Annotated in this window: 14 protein-coding genes; 3 read left to right on the forward strand and 11 right to left on the reverse strand. The window is 34.0% G+C overall.

Annotated features, from left to right (window positions below; all coding sequences use genetic code 11):
• Positions 1-42: 42 nt before the first annotated feature.
• The 9 genes from K5V07_RS14440 to uvrC all read right to left on the reverse strand — a co-directional run bounded on the left by K5V07_RS14440 (position 43) and on the right by uvrC (position 15,579).
• The gene (locus K5V07_RS14440) at positions 43-3,297 is read right to left on the reverse strand and encodes a carboxypeptidase regulatory-like domain-containing protein (protein ID WP_221918034.1); all 3,255 of its coding nucleotides are present in this window, start codon (positions 3,295-3,297) and stop codon (positions 43-45) included.
• A 344-nt stretch (positions 3,298-3,641) separates the two neighbouring features.
• On the reverse strand, positions 3,642-5,285 hold the full coding sequence (gene pgi / locus K5V07_RS14445; RefSeq protein ID WP_221918035.1) for a glucose-6-phosphate isomerase: 1,644 nt from the start codon (positions 5,283-5,285) through the stop codon (positions 3,642-3,644).
• 158 nt (positions 5,286-5,443) lie between these two features.
• Complete coding sequence (locus K5V07_RS14450) at positions 5,444-6,664, reverse strand: peptidoglycan DD-metalloendopeptidase family protein (RefSeq protein WP_221918036.1); 1,221 nt, start codon at positions 6,662-6,664, stop codon at positions 5,444-5,446.
• 20 nt (positions 6,665-6,684) lie between these two features.
• A complete protein-coding gene (locus tag K5V07_RS14455) occupies positions 6,685-7,620 on the reverse strand; it encodes a tryptophan 2,3-dioxygenase family protein (RefSeq protein WP_221918037.1) in 936 nt (311 codons plus the stop codon).
• The gene (locus K5V07_RS14460) at positions 7,620-8,390 is read right to left on the reverse strand and encodes a DUF3108 domain-containing protein (RefSeq protein ID WP_144890336.1); all 771 of its coding nucleotides are present in this window, start codon (positions 8,388-8,390) and stop codon (positions 7,620-7,622) included. Before K5V07_RS14460 ends, K5V07_RS14455 begins: the two co-directional genes overlap by 1 nt.
• Positions 8,391-8,682: 292 nt before the next feature.
• Positions 8,683-9,843: a 4-hydroxyphenylpyruvate dioxygenase gene (gene hppD, locus K5V07_RS14465; protein WP_221918038.1), complete on the reverse strand. Its 1,161-nt coding sequence runs from the start codon at positions 9,841-9,843 to the stop codon at positions 8,683-8,685.
• A gap of 222 nt (positions 9,844-10,065) precedes the next feature.
• On the reverse strand, positions 10,066-11,223 hold the full coding sequence (locus K5V07_RS14470) for a homogentisate 1,2-dioxygenase (RefSeq protein WP_221918039.1): 1,158 nt from the start codon (positions 11,221-11,223) through the stop codon (positions 10,066-10,068).
• 180 nt (positions 11,224-11,403) lie between these two features.
• Positions 11,404-13,776 carry a patatin-like phospholipase family protein gene (locus K5V07_RS14475; protein ID WP_221918040.1) on the reverse strand — a complete coding sequence of 791 codons (2,373 nt, stop codon included), beginning with the start codon at positions 13,774-13,776 and terminating at the stop codon, positions 11,404-11,406.
• Between the two features lie 9 nt (positions 13,777-13,785).
• The gene (gene uvrC / locus K5V07_RS14480; RefSeq protein ID WP_221918041.1) at positions 13,786-15,579 is read right to left on the reverse strand and encodes an excinuclease ABC subunit UvrC; all 1,794 of its coding nucleotides are present in this window, start codon (positions 15,577-15,579) and stop codon (positions 13,786-13,788) included.
• A gap of 127 nt (positions 15,580-15,706) precedes the next feature.
• Between uvrC and K5V07_RS14485 the strand changes: the two genes are divergently transcribed.
• From K5V07_RS14485 to K5V07_RS14495, 3 genes are read left to right on the forward strand one after another with little or no spacing between them, the layout of a single operon-like run.
• Positions 15,707-16,690, forward strand: a complete 984-nt coding sequence (locus K5V07_RS14485) for a succinylglutamate desuccinylase/aspartoacylase family protein (RefSeq protein ID WP_086453965.1) — start codon at positions 15,707-15,709, stop codon at positions 16,688-16,690.
• Between the two features lie 10 nt (positions 16,691-16,700).
• Positions 16,701-17,264 (forward strand): 5-formyltetrahydrofolate cyclo-ligase, encoded by a 564-nt coding sequence (locus K5V07_RS14490; RefSeq protein ID WP_221918042.1) that lies wholly within the window; start codon positions 16,701-16,703, stop codon positions 17,262-17,264.
• A gap of 45 nt (positions 17,265-17,309) precedes the next feature.
• Positions 17,310-17,507: a hypothetical protein gene (locus K5V07_RS14495; protein ID WP_221918043.1), complete on the forward strand. Its 198-nt coding sequence runs from the start codon at positions 17,310-17,312 to the stop codon at positions 17,505-17,507.
• Between the two features lie 59 nt (positions 17,508-17,566).
• Here the strand turns inward: K5V07_RS14495 and K5V07_RS14500 are convergent, their stop codons facing one another.
• Together K5V07_RS14500 and K5V07_RS14505 are read right to left on the reverse strand one after the other, a co-directional pair.
• Entirely contained in the window at positions 17,567-18,163 is a 597-nt protein-coding gene (locus tag K5V07_RS14500) for a lipoprotein signal peptidase (RefSeq protein ID WP_144890313.1), read from the reverse strand.
• An 85-nt stretch (positions 18,164-18,248) separates the two neighbouring features.
• Positions 18,249-18,629 carry a TraR/DksA C4-type zinc finger protein gene (locus K5V07_RS14505; RefSeq protein ID WP_086453962.1) on the reverse strand — a complete coding sequence of 127 codons (381 nt, stop codon included), beginning with the start codon at positions 18,627-18,629 and terminating at the stop codon, positions 18,249-18,251.
• Positions 18,630-18,635: the final 6 nt, after the last annotated feature.

Here is an 18,635-nt window from a genome sequence, read left to right on the forward strand (position 1 = left end):
CCCATTTCATAAGAAATGAGGGTTGATTTATTTAAAGGTAAACTAGTTAAACGTATAACGAACACCAGTTTGCATTTGCCATCTTGATGAGTTTAAACCTACATCATCAACTTGGTTGATACTGTTTCCAACAGTTGGATTGTAACTAAAAGTAGGCGTATTTGCATTTGCGCCTGTACCAAAACCAACTTGTGTTAACAATTGAACCTGATCATTTGCAGTAAAATATCTTTTACCCCAATTTTTGTTCAATAAGTTTGTAAAGTTAAAAATATCAGCAGTAATCTCGAAAGTATGTTTCTTTTTACCAACATTTATTGTGAACTCTTGTGCGAATTTTAAATCCACAACATGGCTCGTTTTTAAACGATCTCCATTACGCTCAGCATAACCACCTTTTCTCTCACGTAAATACTCATTTCCTTCAATAAAAGCACTTAAAGCATCCCATTGTTGTTGCGGAGTTAATGTATTAGCAGTTGTACTCACCAAAACAATATCAGATTGTTTTGCAGGAATGAAAATCAATGCAGAGTTAGAAAATGTATCTTGTAATAAACGTCCAGAGTCATTATAAACATAGCTTATTGGAGTTCCTTGAGCTCCTTCATAAAAGAAACCAATTCTAGACTTTGTGAATTTACTCCATTTAATTGTAGCATTACCATTTGAAATAATTCTTCTTCCTGGATCAAAATCAGATCTTGATAAACTTAATGAATTTGCTCCATTTACAGTTTCAGTATTATTCCATTGAGAACTATTTTGAGATGATGTAGCATCCATTATCACAGTAGATTTTCCGTAAGAATAAGTACCAGAGATGTTACCGTCAATAAAGTCTGATTTGAAATTTTTAGCTAATGTAAAAGACATATTATATGCTTTTCCTTCACTAGTATTTGAACCTAAGTAAATACCTAAATATTGACTATCTACTCTTGAGTTACCATTGTAACGTGGTCTTGTATCAGCACCAGTTAAGCTACTAGATGCAGCTCTAATATTTAAATTTTCATAAGTTACAGCGCTGATGTTATCATTATATGTGATTTCAGATGTAACAACAAAACCTAAAGGTAATTTTTGATCTACAGCAAAACTTGCTTTAAACACTTGTGGTAATTTAAAATCTTTAGCAAATAAATCTACGTTACCACCTCTTCCACCAGAACCTGGTCTTGGAAATTGAGGAGTATTTGGTACTCCAGTTAATTGACTAGCCACACTTGGATTCGGGTTGAAAACAGGCATTTGTGCAGCATTAGTAATTTGAATAGCTCCTTGTGTAACACCATTGTTGTTGTATGTTCCACCTGGCCAAACAAGAGGTAATCTTGAAGTAAAAATACCAGCACCACCTCTAAATTGAGTTGCCTTTTTACCATTTAAATCATAGTTGAAACCAATACGAGGAGCAATATGTGCAGTTGTATTGATACGCTCTCCAACTACAGCACCTTGCAAGTTTTTACCTGCAGCTTGTAACAATGGAATCGTTCTGTTGTTGAAATCAGCATTACCCAATCCGTCTTCCCAAACAGGAATATCAACTCTCACACCATAGGATAATTTAAAATTATCAGATAATCTCATGTCATTTTGAGCATAAAAACCAAATTGTTTTGTTCCAAATTCAGCAGCTCCTAATGATCCATCTCCTTCACCACCTATTAAAGAGTAGTTCAATTGAAATCTATTCGGTTTTCTATCTAATAAGAAATCATCTAAGTTTGCATAACGGTAAGACCCGAAGTTGTTACCAAAAAATACGTTTTTAGATTGTGAAAACTCATTATGAGTACCCAATGTAATTTTACTGATACCAGCATTGATTTCAAAATTATCAGTAATCGTTAATATTTTTTGATCTAACAAGTTTGCAGTTGAAAAACCTTCCGCTCCAAAAAATATACTTTGGTTAGCTCCATCAAAAATTTGCACCGTTGGAAATGGATTTCCAGCTGGATCTCTATCATCTGCTACATTAGTGTAAGCCACTACCAGGTTGTTTGAAAATTTATTTCCAAATCTTGAGTTTAATTCTAATGATGTAGAATTTGTAACTGAATTAAACAACTGACTACCATTTTCAAAACTAATTGCAGTTGCCGATGAACGACTTGGAGAGAATTGTTCAGCTTTTACGTAACTGTGTTTGAATGATAATTTGTGATCATCATTGATGTTCCAGTCAATTTTACCAATTACTTTATCACTTACTAATGTACGTACATTATTATTGAAATTACCTGGATCATAACCGTAAGTAGCTAATTTTGCCCTTAACTCTCCCAATCTATTAGCTGACAATCCTGTATAGGTTGACAATTCAAATGGTTGAGGAGTCTCATTGTCTTGTCTTTCGTAGTTAATGAAATAAAACAATTTATCTTTAACTATTGCACCACCAGCACGAACTCCATAAGTCAAAGCAGAAAAATCTCCTAATTTTTTTCTTCCAGCTGTACCAGCTAATGATGGAGGAGTTTTACCAGAGATTGACTCATTACGATTTAAGAAATAAGCAGAACCTTCAAAATTGTTTGTTCCTGAACGTGTAATAGCACTAATAGCACCACCAGCAAAACCTGATAATTTTACATCATAAGGAGCAACACTCACTTGGAATTGCTCAATAGCATCAACAGAAATTGGACTTACTCCAGTTTGACCTCCGTTAGTACCATTTGCTGCTAAACCAAAAACGTCATTACTAACAGCTCCATCGATATAAATTGCATTGAATCTGTTGTTTTGTCCACCAATAGATAAAACGTCATCCCCTCTTAATTGCGCTTGAGGTGTTAATCTTGCAAAATCAGATATGTTTCTTGATAAAGATGGCAATGCTTTAATCTTATCAGAGTTAATAACCGTTTGTGCACCTGTTCTTTGAGAATTAAAAGTATTATCTCTTGAACTTCTAACAATAACTTCTTTCAATTGATTTGACTCTTCAGCTAAATTAATTTTAAAAGTTTTGTTTTCTCCTAACTGCAAATAAACATCACTGTCATCAAAGTTAGCGAAACCTACAAATGAAATTGTAATTTTGTACGGACCACCAACTCTCATGTTTGAGATTCTAAAATTACCCGTGTAATCTGTAGTTGCTGTGTAACGAGAACCAGATGGTGTGTGTACCGCAAGAATTGAAGCTCCCGGTAGGGTTAACTTATCCTTATCATATACACTACCACTAATAGAAGAATTAGTGTTACCTTGTGCATAACTGCTTGTTGCAGAAAGCAACAAAACGGATAGCACAAAAAACGCTTTTAATAATTTTTTCATATTGATTAGTTTATTAATATTTGGCAAAATTATAACAAATTTAGTTAAGTAAGTTAACACAATGTTAAGAATCGTTGTTTGCCAAAGTAAGAAATTAATAAAAATCAACAAATCCGTTCAAAAAAGACTATTTTATGAATAAAATTGAACAATAATGCTAAATTTAGAATTATTCATTAAACAAATTGACGTTTTAGAGATACAAATATTTTTTCACATTCTTTTTATTTTTTGAAATATAAAAAAAACGCTAAAACTTATTATTCAATACGTTATAAAAGCGATTGACGTAGATAAAATTTAACGTTTTTTGAAATTATCACTTTCACTAAAGGCTCGTTAGATTATTTATTTTTAAAAAAATGATTTAATAAAAAAGCAGTAGAGCTATCATGACTTTTAACTTCTTTTGTGGTAATCTCCGCTAAAATAGAATTTGCCAACTGTTTACCGAGTTCAACACCCCATTGATCGAAACTAAATATATTCCAAACAATACCTTGAACAAAAATCTTATGTTCATATAAAGCGATCAATGAACCTAAAGTATGTGGAGTTAATTTTTGAATTAAAATTGTATTTGTAGGTTTGTTACCTGAGAAAATTTTATAGGGCAATAGGAATTCTGCTTTCTCAGCTGGTATTCCTTGAAGATCAAATTCCTTTTGAACTTGCGTTGCAGATTTTCCGTGCATCAGCGCTTCTGTTTGCGCAAAGAAATTAGACATTAACTTATCATGATGATTGGCATCTCCATATAAAGGAGTAACAAATCCTATGAAATCAGCTGGAATTAATTTTGTACCTTGATGTATCAACTGAAAAAAAGCATGTTGTGCATTGGTTCCTGGTTCGCCCCAAATGATTGTACCTGTTTGATAATTAACAGGTTTTCCATCTCGACCAACACTTTTGCCATTACTTTCCATGGTACCCTGCTGCAAATAAGGTGCAAATTTTTGCAAGTACTGGGTGTAAGGAATTAAAGCTTCACTTTCAGCACCAAAGAAATTATTATACCAAACACTCAACATCGCCAATAAAACAGGCATGTTTTTATCAAAATCAGCTGTCTTAAAATGCTCGTCCATTTCATTAGCACCTTTCAACAAACTATTAAAATTATCATACCCTATTGATAAGCTGACAGTAAGACCTACTGCACTCCACAAAGAGAAACGACCGCCAACCCAATCCCACATTGGAAAAACGTTGCTGGCATCTATTCCAAAAGCAGTAACTTTCTCAAGATTAGTTGAAACTGCAACAAAATGCTTGGCAACATCTTCTTGTTTTGCTGATTTTAGAAACCAATCTTTAATCGTTTCTGAATTCGTTAAAGTTTCCTGCGTGGTAAATGTTTTTGAAACAATTACAAAAAGCGTAGTCTCAGGATTTAATTTTTTTAGAATCTCTTGAACATGATCACCATCCACGTTTGAAACAAAATGAACGTTAAGATGGTTTTTATAAAACTGAAGTGCCTCGACTACCATTGCTGGTCCCAAATCTGATCCTCCTATTCCTATATTTACGATATCTGTAAAAGGCTTTCCTGTATAACCAGTTCGTATACCCGAAACAACTTCGTTTGTAAATCCTTTTATTTTATTTTTTACTTCATATACTTCGGGCATTACATTTATCCCATCTACATTGACCACTGCAGATTCAACAGCACGCAAAGCAGTATGAAGCACGGCTCTACTCTCGGTTTTATTAATCACTGTACCATCAAAATAATCAGCAATAGCAGCTTTAAGTCCAACTTCATTTGCTAATTCTACTAACAACTGAACTGTTTCCTCATCAATGATATTTTTTGAGTAATCTATTAAAAAATCATTCCATTGAATATTCAATTTTTCAGTTCTTGCTGGATCTGACTCGAACAAATCTTGAATTGTTGCCTTTTGCATAGTTTGAAAGTGCAATTCCAGTTTTTTCCAAGCATTAGTGTTTGTTGGATTAATTGTATCTAAAGCCATTTAAAATGTATTTTTTTAGTTGTAATAAAATTTGGGTAAAAATACTCAAATTAGTTTAATGATTAAAAACCCGATTGTTTCACAAATAGAAGTGCAAAGTATTTTCATTTTTAAAAGCAGATGCTCTCTACCTACTATTAAAATAAAGTACTGTTTGCTTATAAATTTGCAATACTATCCAGTTCTTGTTTCAAAGGAGTTATTTGTTGTAAGAACCTATTTTTATTTGCACCTGTCATGGGCTCGCCAGTAGGCAATTTGAGTCTTAATGCATCAACCTGAACACCATTTTTCCAGAAACGATAACATACGTGAGGACCAGTTGCAAGACCAGTGCTACCCACTAAGCCAATAACTTGTCCTTGAGTTACTCTTTGCCCTCGTCGCACAAGAATTTTAGACATGTGTAAGTACTGAGTAGAAAATGTTCCATTGTGTTTGACTTTTACAAAGTTTCCGTTTCCAGCAGAATACCCACTTTGCTCAACCACTCCACCTGCTGTGGTTGTAATAGGTGTTCCCCTTGGCGCAGCATAGTCCGTACCTTTATGTGCTTTCCAACGATGCTGAACAGGATGAAATCTACTAGATGAAAAACGAGAAGATATTCTACTAAACTTTATTGGAGATTTGAGAAAGAAATTTTTTAATGTCTTACCCTGTTCGTCATAATAATCTACTTTACCTGATTCTGGATTTTGTGCAAAAGGAAATGCATAAATAAACTTTCCTTTGTATTCAAAAAAAGAAGCCTCGAGTTCCTCTACTCCATCATAAATAGAATCATTAATATACCTCTCCGTAAATGTTAATGCAAAACGATCGCCTTTTTTCAATTTCATAAAATCTATAGAGTACGCATAAATTTTAGTGATTTTACTAGCCAAAGCACCTTCAATTTTAGCATTCCCTAACGTTTCTGATAATGATTCTTTCAAGACGCCACCTATTGTTCGTCTTTTAATAGTTATGGGTTTTACTTTTTTATACACCGCAATTGCAGTATCCCTAAAATCTACAACATAATAACTCAAATTATCAGGCTGATAAATAAAAACCTGTAGATCATTAGTTTTGTTTTTAGATCTAAGAATAGTATAAGGCTTGTTTAGCCGAATTGTTTTAACATTAAAACTATCTTTAACTTTTGCTATAATATCATAAACTTGTCGATTTCCAATGTTTTGACTCTCCAGCAAAGTCCCAAAGGTATCGCCATCATGAATGGTATCATGTACCACATTAAAATCAGCATACACAAAACCAAACTCACTTTTTTTTGGTTTTGTTATACCCTTAACTGTTTCAACTTTAAGTTCCTCTTGTTTGCATGACACTATTAATATTAGTACAGCAATTATTGTGAATATTTTTTTCAAACTATGTGTTTACGTTCAACTTAGACCTCAACTCCCCAGTTCTCTAATTCTTGACTGTTCCATAATTCTGGGAAAAAAATTCTTTTTTGGTATTTAGGATGCATGTATTTCTTCCAGTCGCTTCCGCCAGTTGCTTCTCCATCTCCTTGACCACTTTGATCAATATATTTCTTAGCCGTGTTTAAATGTTGCATTACCCAAGTAATATTAACAGTATAATCATAATGTCTCATAGCCTTGATTAACTCTGGGTTTTGCTGATCTAACTCTGGCAACTGTTTGAATTTTTGCCAAATATTGATGGTGTTATACTCTTCCATATAAGCTAGGAATTCTTTCTTGTATTTCTTTTCGAATTCATCTAGCAAATAGGTTTTTTTACCCGTGTGATAATCCTTACCTGCTGCTTGCCAATACAAATGTTCTAGTGCATGCTCATATGGGGTATCTCTATCTATTGTCCCTCTAAATCTATTATCAATAAGGTTAATTAAATCAGTAGATGAAAATTCAATTAATCTATATTGCGCACTTTGAAAACCACTAGCAGGAGTTAATGTATTTCTAAATTTCATGTATTGATCCACCTCCATACCGTCACCCATAATACTAAAAGAGGTTGTAAGCATGTCAAAATACCTGCTAATTCTCATGACTCTTTCAGTGAAAAATTCAGCATTAATAGCTGGCTGATAAGCAATTTGCTTGATTTCCCAAAGAATCATTTTGAAGATTAACTCATTGACCTGGTGATACATGATGAACACCATTTCATCGGGAAGGGTGGTGCGCTGCGTTTGCAGGCCCAGCAAAGCATCTGTTTGAATATAATCCCAATACGTTATGGGTTTAGACCAAAGCAAACCTTCAAGTTGGGTTTCTACTTTTTGATTAATAGCCTGATATTTTTGCTCAATTTCTTTTAAAATAGTTTCAGAAACCTCTGTATTACTCATTATTTTTTTAATTTAAATGGGCTTTTTAACCCTTTATAAGCATCTAGATCTGCTTTTATAGACCCTACAGCTAAACTAGCTTTTATGCGTAACGGCACTTTATTATTATCATCTGATATCCAGACCGTAACACTTTCTTGTTCCTTAAACACACGTCCCGACTGCACTAAGGGACGAAATATCATGGAGGGAACAACGCCAAATTTAGTGGTTATATTTTCACGACCTATAAATTTTAGCTTGAATTTTGTGGTTTCATCATCAAAAAACATGTCTACAGCTATAGATTCTCCAACATTTAACTTATCAATATTAGGATGATTCCTAAGGTAGTAAAATGTTGACAATATATCCTGAGTGTTTTTCGGAATATAAAGTGCCTTTTCTGTTTTATGTTTATAATCTTTTACAACTACTTTATTTGAGGATTGATTGAAAAAACCTTCTTGATTTTTTGTGTATCCGCCTTCATCAATTTTTCTAACAAACTGGTATGGATTTCTTGTTTCTTTATCAATATAGCTTTCGTATAAATCATCTACTTTAAAGAAAAATCGTGACATACCTGTAGTGTAGCCTTTCCCAACAATATGAAACGTTTTTTTATTGTTTACATTGGCATCTTTTACTTCAAGAGTAGCATAACCCGCATTGACAATGCCGTAGTGAATTCTGAATTTAAAAAACTCTCCTACTGCGTAGGCATCCTCTTGGGGCGAGGAAAAACCAAAGGTGATACCAATGATACAGAGTACAAGTAATTTTTTCATTTCTTAGTTTATAAATTTATATACTCGTATTACAATTTTTATTCCAAATATATTAAAACAAAAAAACTCAGTCAAATAATGACTGAGTTTTTATGCTATTAACTAACCAAAAAACTATAAACTATGAAATTTATATGAAATTAGGAAGGAAACCACCCCTTCCCTTTTTGCGAGTGCAAAGGTAGCTAACAAATCCAGTTTTATTTATAAAAAATAAAGTTTAACACAACATTTAATAAAAAATAGGTCGTTGAATGGTTATTTTTTCACAATATGTAAAAATAATTAACTTTTATAACGTTCCTCGTAATTGCTGTTCTCTTTCAATTGATTCAAATAAGGCTTTAAAGTTTCCAGCACCAAAACCTTTGGCTCCCATTCTTTGAATAATCTCAAAAAACAAGGTTGGCCTATCTTGAACCGGTTTAGTAAAAATTTGCAACAAATACCCATCTTCATCGGCATCGACCATGATGGCTAATTTTTCGATTTCGTTGATATCTTCTTTCATCATATCCATGTGAGCGCCTAAACGCTCTGGAATAGCTTCATAATAGGCGTGTGGCGGCGCTGATAAGAACTCTACACCTCTTGCTTTTAATTGGCTTACTGTTTTAATAATATCATCGGTAGCAATAGCAATGTGTTGTATTCCTGGCCCACCATAAAAATCTAAATACTCCTCAATTTGTGATTTTTTCTTTCCTTCGGCAGGTTCATTGATAGGGAATTTAATTCTTCCGTTTCCGTTTGACATTACTTTACTCATCAAGGCTGAATATTCAGTATTGATTTGCTTATCATCAAATGACAGGAAGTTAACAAATCCCATTACCTCTTCATAAAACTTTACCCAAGTATTCATGTCGTTCCAGCCCACATTTCCTACCATGTGATCTATGTATTTTAATCCTGTTGGTTCAGGGTTGTAATCTGATTTCCATTCTTTGTAGCCTGGCAAGAAAATCCCGTTGTAATTTTTTCTTTCTACAAATATATGAACCGTTTCACCGTAAGTATAAATCCCTGAGCGAACTACTTGACCAAATTCATCTTGCTCTACGGTAGGCTCCATAAAAGAGCGCGCACCACGTTTCATGGTTTCGTTGTAAGCACTTGTTGCATCTTCAACCCATAAAGCTGCTACTTTTACACCATCACCATGTTTTTTTAAATGATCATGTAAAGGTGAATCTTGCGTTAATGGAGTAGTTAAAACAATGCGGATTTTATCTTGTTTTAATACATAAGATGTTCTGTCTTTTACACCCGTTTCTAAACCAGCGTAAGCTAATGATTGATATCCAAAAGCTGTTTTGTAATAATGAGCAGATTGTTTTGCATTACCTACATAAAACTCTACGTAATCTGTTCCTAAAAGCGGCAAGAAATCTTGTGCTCCTTCAAATATTTTTTCTAGTCCGTATTCTACTGATTTTACTTCTTTACTCATTGTGATTTATGTTTATATTCGGTACTTGAGTTTATAAAGCAGCTGATGCAAATAAACTGAGGTACACGGATTTATTAATTTTAAAAAAATAGTATTATGTAAATGTGGCTCTAGCCCTGATGGAAGCGACATCCTTTTTCTGGTCTCGTTTTTTTAACGAGATCAGAAAAAGATATAGCGTACAGCAGGAAATAGCTCCTGAAATCCAAGGTGAAAACTTATTTATTCAACCCAAGATTTATAATATTGACCGTCGTCTAGACCCATGGCCTCCTCAGTAACCATTAAGGGACGGAAAGTATCTACCATTACGGCCAACTCTTCTGTTCCGGTGTGACCAATACTGCGCTCCATAGCTCCCGGTGCTGGACCGTGCGGAATACCTTTTGGGTGGAGCGTTATGTGTCCTTGCTCTATGTTGTTGCGGCTCATGAAATCACCATCTACGTAATACAAGACCTCATCACTGTCAATATTACTATGGTTGTAAGGCGCCGGAATTGATTTTGGATGGTAATCGTACAATCTAGGTACAAATGAACATACTACAAAAGTGGCAGTTTCAAAAGTTTGATGCACTGGTGGCGGTTGGTGTACTCGTCCTGTAATAGGCTCGAAATTATGAATGCTAAAACCGTATGGGAAATTATAACCGTCCCAACCGATAACATCAAAAGGATGTGTAGCATACACTACTTCGTGCATCATGCCTTCTTTTTTGATTTTGATAAGGAAATCTCCTTTTTCGTCATGCGTTTCTAACTCGTTAGGCAAAATAAAATCACGCTCGCAAAAAGGAGAATGCTCTAAGTGCTGACCCGATTCATTTTTATAACGTTTTGGAGTATAAAATGGAGCAAATGATTCTACGTAAAACAAACGGTTATCATCAGTATCAAACTCAATTTGGTATATAATTCCGCGCGGAATAATAAGATAATCCCCGTACTCAAAAGGAATGTTTCCTAACATTGTACGCAATTTTCCTTTTCCTTTGTGAATGAAAATCATTTCATCGGCATCGGCATTTTTATAGAAATACGATGTTAAAGATTTTTTAGGCGCTGCCAGACCGATGGTACAGTCTTTATTGACTAATAACGCTTTACGACTGTCTAAAAAATCGTCTTCGGGCTTTAGTTCAAAACCTTTTAACAACAACGATTTTATGTTTTTACCAATGGCTATTTTAGGTTCAACGGAATACGATTTGAGAATTTCTTTGACTTGCGTAGGGCGGTGCACATGGTATGATAAGGAAGCATGACCATGAAAACCTTCGGTTCCAAACAATTGTTCGTAGTAAAAACCTCCATTCGGTTTTTCGAATTGCACGTGTCTTTTTTGAGGGAAAGTCCCTAGTTTATGATATAGTGGCATAATTTTTTGTTTAAAAAAGTTGTAATTAATTACAGCGATAACGCTTGGTTTTTTTCTAAATCAAAAATTGATTCGCTATTCCGGATTTCTCTTGATTAGGAATTGTAAATGCGCTAATAAACCTGTCCAATTTGCTTTCATTATGACAAATATCGTAATTATTTTTGAATTAATTTAAGTTTAAAATAAAAAGCCTATGCTAAACCAGGTAAAACCTTTGGAGAGCTCAGGAGACCATGTATACTTGATTTCTACAGGACCTATGATTGTTTCCATGCCATATCCTAAGGCGTATCCTGAATATTTAGGAATAGAAATCCAATTGACAGTTTCAAAAATTCTGTCGCCAATATTAGCAAAATTTGCCGAAAAATTAAGGTGATTTTTTTTCAAAAACTCATAATCAATAGTAGCCGTAGATTTGATGTAACTATTTCCAGCAACACTCAAATGATCATACCCATATAAATATTTAAAATTATTTATCATATTGAAACCATAACCACCTAAAATAAAATTGAAAAAAGTAACGCTTTGTTGACCAAAAGAGAAACCAGCATCTGTCTGGAACTTTACGGTAGCATTTTTAAATAAAGAAGCTGCTACCCCAAAATCTCCTTTGGCAATAGAATAAGGTTGAAAACCACCTGTATAGTTTGACGAAGCAACATAGGTTTGAATATCACCCGAGAAATACCAGCCTTTTTTAGGAAAATATTTATTATCAAAAGAATCGGCTTTTAAGTACCCAAAGAGACTTACGTAATTACTATTATCTATTGTAGGATCTACGTTAGCCAGTGTTTCTGATTTTATTTTTAAATATTTCAATTCTACACCGCCACCTATCAAAAATTTTTGAACAAATAGGGATTGAAAATAAACTTGATTTGTCAAGTCCGTAAAATCGACATTGATAGAATTGATACTAGGATTACTAGATGTAATTGGGCTTATTTCATTAGACACATTTCTACTAAATTGATTGTAAAAAGACTTGAATCCAAAACTTAAATTAAAACCATTTTCAACATAATAATCTAAGCTGTAACGCACATTATCTCCTAAAACTAGGTCAAAAGAAGCTACATCATTTTTAAAAATTGCTTTTTTTCGAGTTAGATTGATCAAAACACCGCTTTTGAATAAATCATCATAATGCAGGCCAAATTTCAGATAGGTTTTAGTTGGATTTTCGGTTAGATTTAAGTTTAAATCCAGTTCGTTTTGATTCTTTTCTAGCGAATAAGAAATAGCGCTGAAGTTTTGTGTGGCATTTATATTGTTTATTCCCCTGAGCAAATCAGTAAATGTGGTCTTGGTTCCAGGTTTAAATCTGAGTTTTCCTATGATGTATTCCTTTGTATAATTGTCTAGTTTACCTGCATTTATATTTCGGATATAGAGGCTATCTGATATTAATTTAAGACTTGGTTTTGTGTAAAATTTTACTGGATTGACAATGGTATTAATTTTATCTAAAACGAGTGTTGCCGCCTCTTCCCCTTTTTTTATGATTTCTTTACCTTTATCAAATGATACGACTCCGTATTGAGAAATATCTGGCTTTATATAGATATCCGTATTTGAAATGTTTTTTTTCATACGGTCAATAGATTGCAAGCTTGTAATTTGCACCAAAATTTTTGTCGCATCTTTTAATTGACTACGATCAAGAAGTCCGTCTTGCACATCAACACCAATTATAATATCTGCGCCCATTTTACGCACTTCCTCAATAGGATAATTATTAACCACACCTCCATCTACCAGTATTTTTCCATCAATTTCTACTGGTGCAAACAAGGAAGGAAATGCAGAGCTTGCTATCATAGCTTGTGCAAGATTGCCTTTGTTCAAAACCACTTGCTCACCAGTTTCTATATTTGTTCCTATGCATAAAAAAGGTATGGGTAGTTTTGAAAAATCTTTAATAGTACTTACATTTCTTGTAATTCTACTCAATAAATTATAGTTGTACATCCCTTTTGATAAAGCTTCGGGGATGCCTATTTTCATTTTATTAAAAGGGAGTACTAGCGCATAGGACTCATCATTTCCACGTTCGTAAAAGTTTTTTGAAGATCTAGGAATAAAATCGTTTAATAACTCGTTAAAATTTGTAGTGTGAAAAATAGAGTCTATTTGCTTTGCATTATATCCTGTTGCATAAAGTCCGCCTATTACAGCTCCCATGCTGGTACCGCCTATGTAATCAATTTTAACCCCTGCCTCTTCAAGCACTTTTAAAACTCCAATATGAGCAAAACCTTTAGCACCGCCTCCACTTAAAACCAAACCTATTTTAGGACTTTTTTGCTCTTGCGCAACGGTAGTTTGCAATCCTAATAAAAAAGAAGTTATAAAAAAGAGTATTGCCGGAAGTACTCCTGCAGGTCTTTGCTTAAAGCCCCAGATAGTAGTGAAAAGCCGAGAGGCAAAAAAAGCTATTTTTTCATAAAAGGAAAGAGCGACCGCAGGAGCTCCTTTGCTTTTATTAGAAAAAAAGCTTTTTTGCGGAGCGCTTGAAACGGATAGCTGGAATTGGCTCATAGAAAAACACTATTTATTGTTGTAAAATTCGGTAATTTTTTTGGCTTTTGAACTACCTACAACGTCTGAAATTTCTTTTTCTGTGGCTAATTTTAATCTTTTAACACTTTTAAAATGCTGAATTAAGGATAACATAGTTTTTTCGCCAATGCCTGGTATGGATTCTATAGATGAATTGAGCGCTGCTTTACTGCGTTTGTCTCTATGATGCGTTATCCCAAAACGGTGGGCTTCGTTACGCAGTTGTTGTATCACTTTGAGCGTTTCGGATTTTTTGTCTAAGTATAACGGAATAGAATCACCAGGATAAAACAACTCTTCCAGCCTTTTGGCAATCCCAATAATGGCTATTTTACCTCGTAATCCTAAATCATCGATACTTTTTAAGGCCGAGGACAACTGCCCTTTTCCCCCATCAATAATAATTAAATTAGGTAAAGGTTGGTTTTCGTCCAATAGTCGTTTGTAGCGTCTGTAAACCACCTCAGTCATAGAGGCAAAATCATCTGGTCCTTCTACAGTTTTGATGTTAAAATGGCGGTAATCTTTTTTACTTGGTTTTCCATCTTTAAAAACAACACATGCTGATACTGGATTTGTACCTTGAATATTTGAGTTATCAAAACACTCAATATGCCTAGGTTCTACGGGCAAGCGCAAATCTTTTTGCATTTGTGCCATAATCCTATTGGTGTGTCTATCTGGATCTACTATTTGTAGTTGTTTGAGTTGTTCTATTCTATAAAACTTAGCGTTACGAATGGATAAATCTAAAATTTGCTTTTTGTCTCCCAGTTGTGGAACGGTTATTTTTATGTTTTCACCCAGATCTACTGGAAACGGAACAATTATTTCACGAGATAGTAACTGAAAACGCTCTCTTAATTCAATGATAGCCAATTCGAGTAGCTCTTCGTCAGGTTCATCTAATTTTTTCTTGATTTCCATGGTGTGAGACCTAATAATGGAGCCATGGGATATTTGTAAAAAGTTGACATAGGCAGCCGCCTCATCAGACACAATGGAAAAAACATCAATGTTAGTAATTTTAGGATTTACCACCGTAGAACGGGATTGATAATTTTCTAAAACCTCTATTTTTTCTTTGATTTTTTGCGCCTCCTCAAAATGCATTTCGGCAGCTAAGTTTGTCATGACCCGCTTGAAATCTTTCATGCTCTCCTTAAAGTTTCCTTTGAGTATTTCACGAATGGCATCTACTTGTTTCTGGTAGTTTTCAATAGTTTCATGACCTTCACATGGCCCCATACAATTGCCAATATGATACTCAAGACACACCTTAAACTTTCCGCTCTCTATATTATTCTTACTTAAATCATAATTACAAGTACGCAGCGGGTACAATTCTTTGATGAGTTCTAAAATTGTACTTACTGTTTTGAAACTGGTATACGGTCCAAAATATTCCGATCCATCCTTAACCATCCTACGCGTAGCAAATATGCGCGAGAAAGGTTCTTTCTTGATACACAACCACGGATAACTTTTATCATCGCGAAGCAATACATTATACCGTGGCTGTAGCGTTTTAATCAAGTTATTTTCTAACAAAAGCGCATCAGTCTCTGTAGGAACCACAATATGTTTTATGGTCACAATCTTCTTTACCAAAACATTTGTTTTAGCAGTATCGTGAATTTTATTAAAATAGGAAGAAACTCTTTTCTTTAGATTTTTAGCTTTGCCTACATACAAAATTTTTCCCTCTTTGTCGTAATATTGGTATACGCCGGGATTGTCTGGTAAGGTTTGTATTTGTAGGGCTAGAGCTGTTGGATTCATGTAACAAAGTTAACTTCTAAAATTACGAAATACAAATCAATGCTAGCGAATTGTTTCTTGCAAAATATTTAGCCTAATTCTTGGTTGTAATTCGTTATTATGCTTATTTTTATATTTTCAAGAACTTATGATAAAAAGCAATACTACTCCTATTGTGCTTTTTGGCGAAAGCATATATCCTGGCGAAAGCAAAACAATAAATGTTGAAATTGCCCGACTGCACACTACTACTAAATTAAACATTCCCGTTATTGTAAAACGTTCAAAACTAGAAGGTCCTGTAGTGTTATTCTCTGCTGGAATTCATGGAGACGAAATAAATGGTGTAGAAATTGTACGGCAACTTATTCATGAAAAAATAAACAAACCTAAAAGAGGTACTATAATTTGTATTCCTATTATTAACGTGTACGGATTTGTTAATAAATCCAGAGAATTCCCTGATGGCAGGGATTTAAACCGTGTTTTTCCCGGAAGTAAAACGGGTTCTTTGGCCAGCCGATTTGCCTATCACATTCTAACCGAAATCATGCCTGTTGTGCAATACGCTGTTGATTTTCATGCTGGCGGAGCGAGTCGTTTTAACGCACCACAAATTAGAATAGCACATAATAATGCTGATTTAAAAATTCTTGCCGATGTTTTTAACGCCCCATTCACCTTATATTCTAGAAACATTGCTGGTTCGTTTAGGAGTTCCAGTGAAAAAATGAATGTAAAAATGCTACTTTTTGAAGGCGGAAAATCATTAGATATTAATAAAGATATCGCTAAAGAAGGTTTAAATGGAGCTAAGAGACTGCTTAAACATCTTGACATGCTCGATTTAAAACATACAGCAGAACAACAACAATCCAACACCATTTATATTGAAAAATCAGGCTGGATACGTGCCAAATGTTCTGGTTTATTACATGATTATAATTCAATAGGTAAATTTGTAAAAAAAGGAACCATTCTTGCCTCCATAACTGATCCCTACGGAAAGTTTGAACGAAAAGTAAAAGCCCCAAACGACGGTTATATTATCAATGCCAATCATTCCCCGATTGTTTACGAAGGTGACGCTATTTACCACTTATCGAATGCATCAGGCGAAGAAGGAGAATAAAATTAGTAAAATGAATAAAACAGAGTTACGACAAAAATACAAAGCCTTACGGAATTCTTTATCTGAAAATGAAATAGAGGAAATGAGTTTGGCTGTTGCCAATAAAATAATCAAACTTCCTATTTGGGAGAAAAACTACTTCCATATTTTTTTACCCATAACAGAACAAAAAGAGGTAAATACCGAATTCATTCTTCATTTATTATCAGGAAAAGACAAGGAAATTATTGTGTCCAAAGCTGATTTCGAAACCCGCAAAATGACTCATTTTTTGCTTACTGACAATACAAAAATTAAGAAAAACAAATACAACATTCCAGAACCTGTAGATGGAATTGAAGTTCCCTCAACTAAAATTGATGTTGTTTTTGTACCGCTATTAGCTTTTGATAAAAGCGGACATCGCGTGGGCTACGGCAAAGGGTTTTATGATAAATTTCTCTCTGAATGCAAACCAGATGTAATCAATATTGGACTGTCTTTTTTTGAACCTGAAGAAAGTATAGAAGGCGTTTTTGAAGGCGACATACAACTGGATTATTGTGTCACCCCAAATGAGGTGCACTCGTTTTAATTTTTAAATCGTTACTTTGCCAATAGATAAAAATCTAAATAAGTTATGAGAACATTTAAAAAATCAAGATTTGCCGTAAGCGTTATGGTTATTCTATTTGCAGTTTCATTTTCAAACTGTAGCATCCATACTGGAACCAGCAGATCAACATATAAAGCGAAAACACTTCCACCAGGACAAGCTAAAAAAATATATGGCGGAAAGAGTGCTAAACGTTACGCGCCCGGACAAAATAAAAATTAATAAAAAAGACCTGTTCAAAATTGAACAGGTCTTTTTTTATAGTGTGAATAACATTAAATCTAACTGTTATGAAATGCTTTTTTATTGAAAAAAATCAAGATTCCAACTCCTGTTGAAATTGCCATATCAGCAACATTGAATATAGCGTTGAAAAAAGTAAATTCTTTTCCGCCCCAAATTGGCAACCAATCAGGCAAATTTCCATGCCAAAAAGGGAAATAAAGCATGTCTACTACTTTTCCGTGAAACCAAGTTCCATAAGGTTGATCCGAAAACATAGTAGCTAATTGTTGTTGACTGTCATTAAAAATAACACCATAAAAAACAGAATCAATAATGTTACCGAAAGCACCAACAAGAATTAAAGAAATGGCAACAATCAAATAATCTGAACTCTTCTTTTTTACAGAATCCCACAACCAATAGCCTATACCACCAACAGCACCAATTCTAAAAAGAGTTAAAAACAATTTTCCATACGCTCCTGGAATTTGAACTCCCCAAGCCATCCCTTCATTTTCAATGAATAGAATTTTGAACCAATTGAACACTTCCACTTCTTCCCCTAAAACAAAATTAGTTTTAATGTAAATTTTAGAAACTTGATCAACAATCAATAAGATAAAAATAAGGAGATACGCTTTTCGTAATGTCATTTTATAAATTTTAATGGCGCAAAAATAACAATTTAATCAAAAAAAACGCTCCCAATGGAGCGTTAAATCTTGTTTAACAAGAGGTTTATCGTTGCAAGTTCTTTGCTTCAATACTCATTGTTGCATGAGGAACGATTTTTAATCTTTCTTTCCCAATCAATTTACCTGTTACTTTACAAACTCCGTAAGTCTTATTTTCAACACGGAAAAGTGCGTTTTTTAAATCTCGAATAAATTTCTCCTGACGAATTGCCAATTGTGAATTTGCTTCTTTAGACATGGTTTCGCTTCCTTCTTCAAAAGCTTTGAATGTAGGCGATGTATCATCTGTTCCGTTATTTAAATCATTCATGTAAGCACTTTTGATCAAATCTAAATCAGCTTGTGCTTTTTGAATTTTATTGAGTATTAACTCTTTGAACTCTGCTAAATCAGCGTCAGAGTATCGTGTAGCTTCATCTACCATCGTATT

This window comes from Flavobacterium sp. CHNK8 (genome assembly GCF_019774515.1).
Classification (GTDB): domain Bacteria; phylum Bacteroidota; class Bacteroidia; order Flavobacteriales; family Flavobacteriaceae; genus Flavobacterium; species Flavobacterium tiangeerense.

Excerpts from the sequence above, each read along its gene's own strand:
- K5V07_RS14440 (WP_221918034.1), bottom strand. The coding sequence starts at position 3,297 with ATGAAAAAATTATTAAAAGCGTTTTTTGTGCTATCCGTTTTGTTGCTT.
- pgi (WP_221918035.1), bottom strand. The coding sequence starts at position 5,285 with ATGGCTTTAGATACAATTAATCCAACAAACACTAATGCTTGGAAAAAA.
- K5V07_RS14455 (WP_221918037.1), bottom strand. The coding sequence starts at position 7,620 with ATGAGTAATACAGAGGTTTCTGAAACTATTTTAAAAGAAATTGAGCAA.
- K5V07_RS14460 (WP_144890336.1), bottom strand. The coding sequence starts at position 8,390 with ATGAAAAAATTACTTGTACTCTGTATCATTGGTATCACCTTTGGTTTT.
- hppD (WP_221918038.1), bottom strand. The coding sequence starts at position 9,843 with ATGAGTAAAGAAGTAAAATCAGTAGAATACGGACTAGAAAAAATATTT.
- K5V07_RS14470 (WP_221918039.1), bottom strand. The coding sequence starts at position 11,223 with ATGCCACTATATCATAAACTAGGGACTTTCCCTCAAAAAAGACACGTG.
- K5V07_RS14475 (WP_221918040.1), bottom strand. The coding sequence starts at position 13,776 with ATGAGCCAATTCCAGCTATCCGTTTCAAGCGCTCCGCAAAAAAGCTTT.
- uvrC (WP_221918041.1), bottom strand. The coding sequence starts at position 15,579 with ATGAATCCAACAGCTCTAGCCCTACAAATACAAACCTTACCAGACAAT.
- K5V07_RS14485 (WP_086453965.1), top strand. The coding sequence starts at position 15,707 with ATGATAAAAAGCAATACTACTCCTATTGTGCTTTTTGGCGAAAGCATA.
- K5V07_RS14490 (WP_221918042.1), top strand. The coding sequence starts at position 16,701 with ATGAATAAAACAGAGTTACGACAAAAATACAAAGCCTTACGGAATTCT.
- K5V07_RS14495 (WP_221918043.1), top strand. The coding sequence starts at position 17,310 with ATGAGAACATTTAAAAAATCAAGATTTGCCGTAAGCGTTATGGTTATT.
- K5V07_RS14500 (WP_144890313.1), bottom strand. The coding sequence starts at position 18,163 with ATGACATTACGAAAAGCGTATCTCCTTATTTTTATCTTATTGATTGTT.
- K5V07_RS14505 (WP_086453962.1), bottom strand. The coding sequence starts at position 18,629 with ATGGTAGATGAAGCTACACGATACTCTGACGCTGATTTAGCAGAGTTC.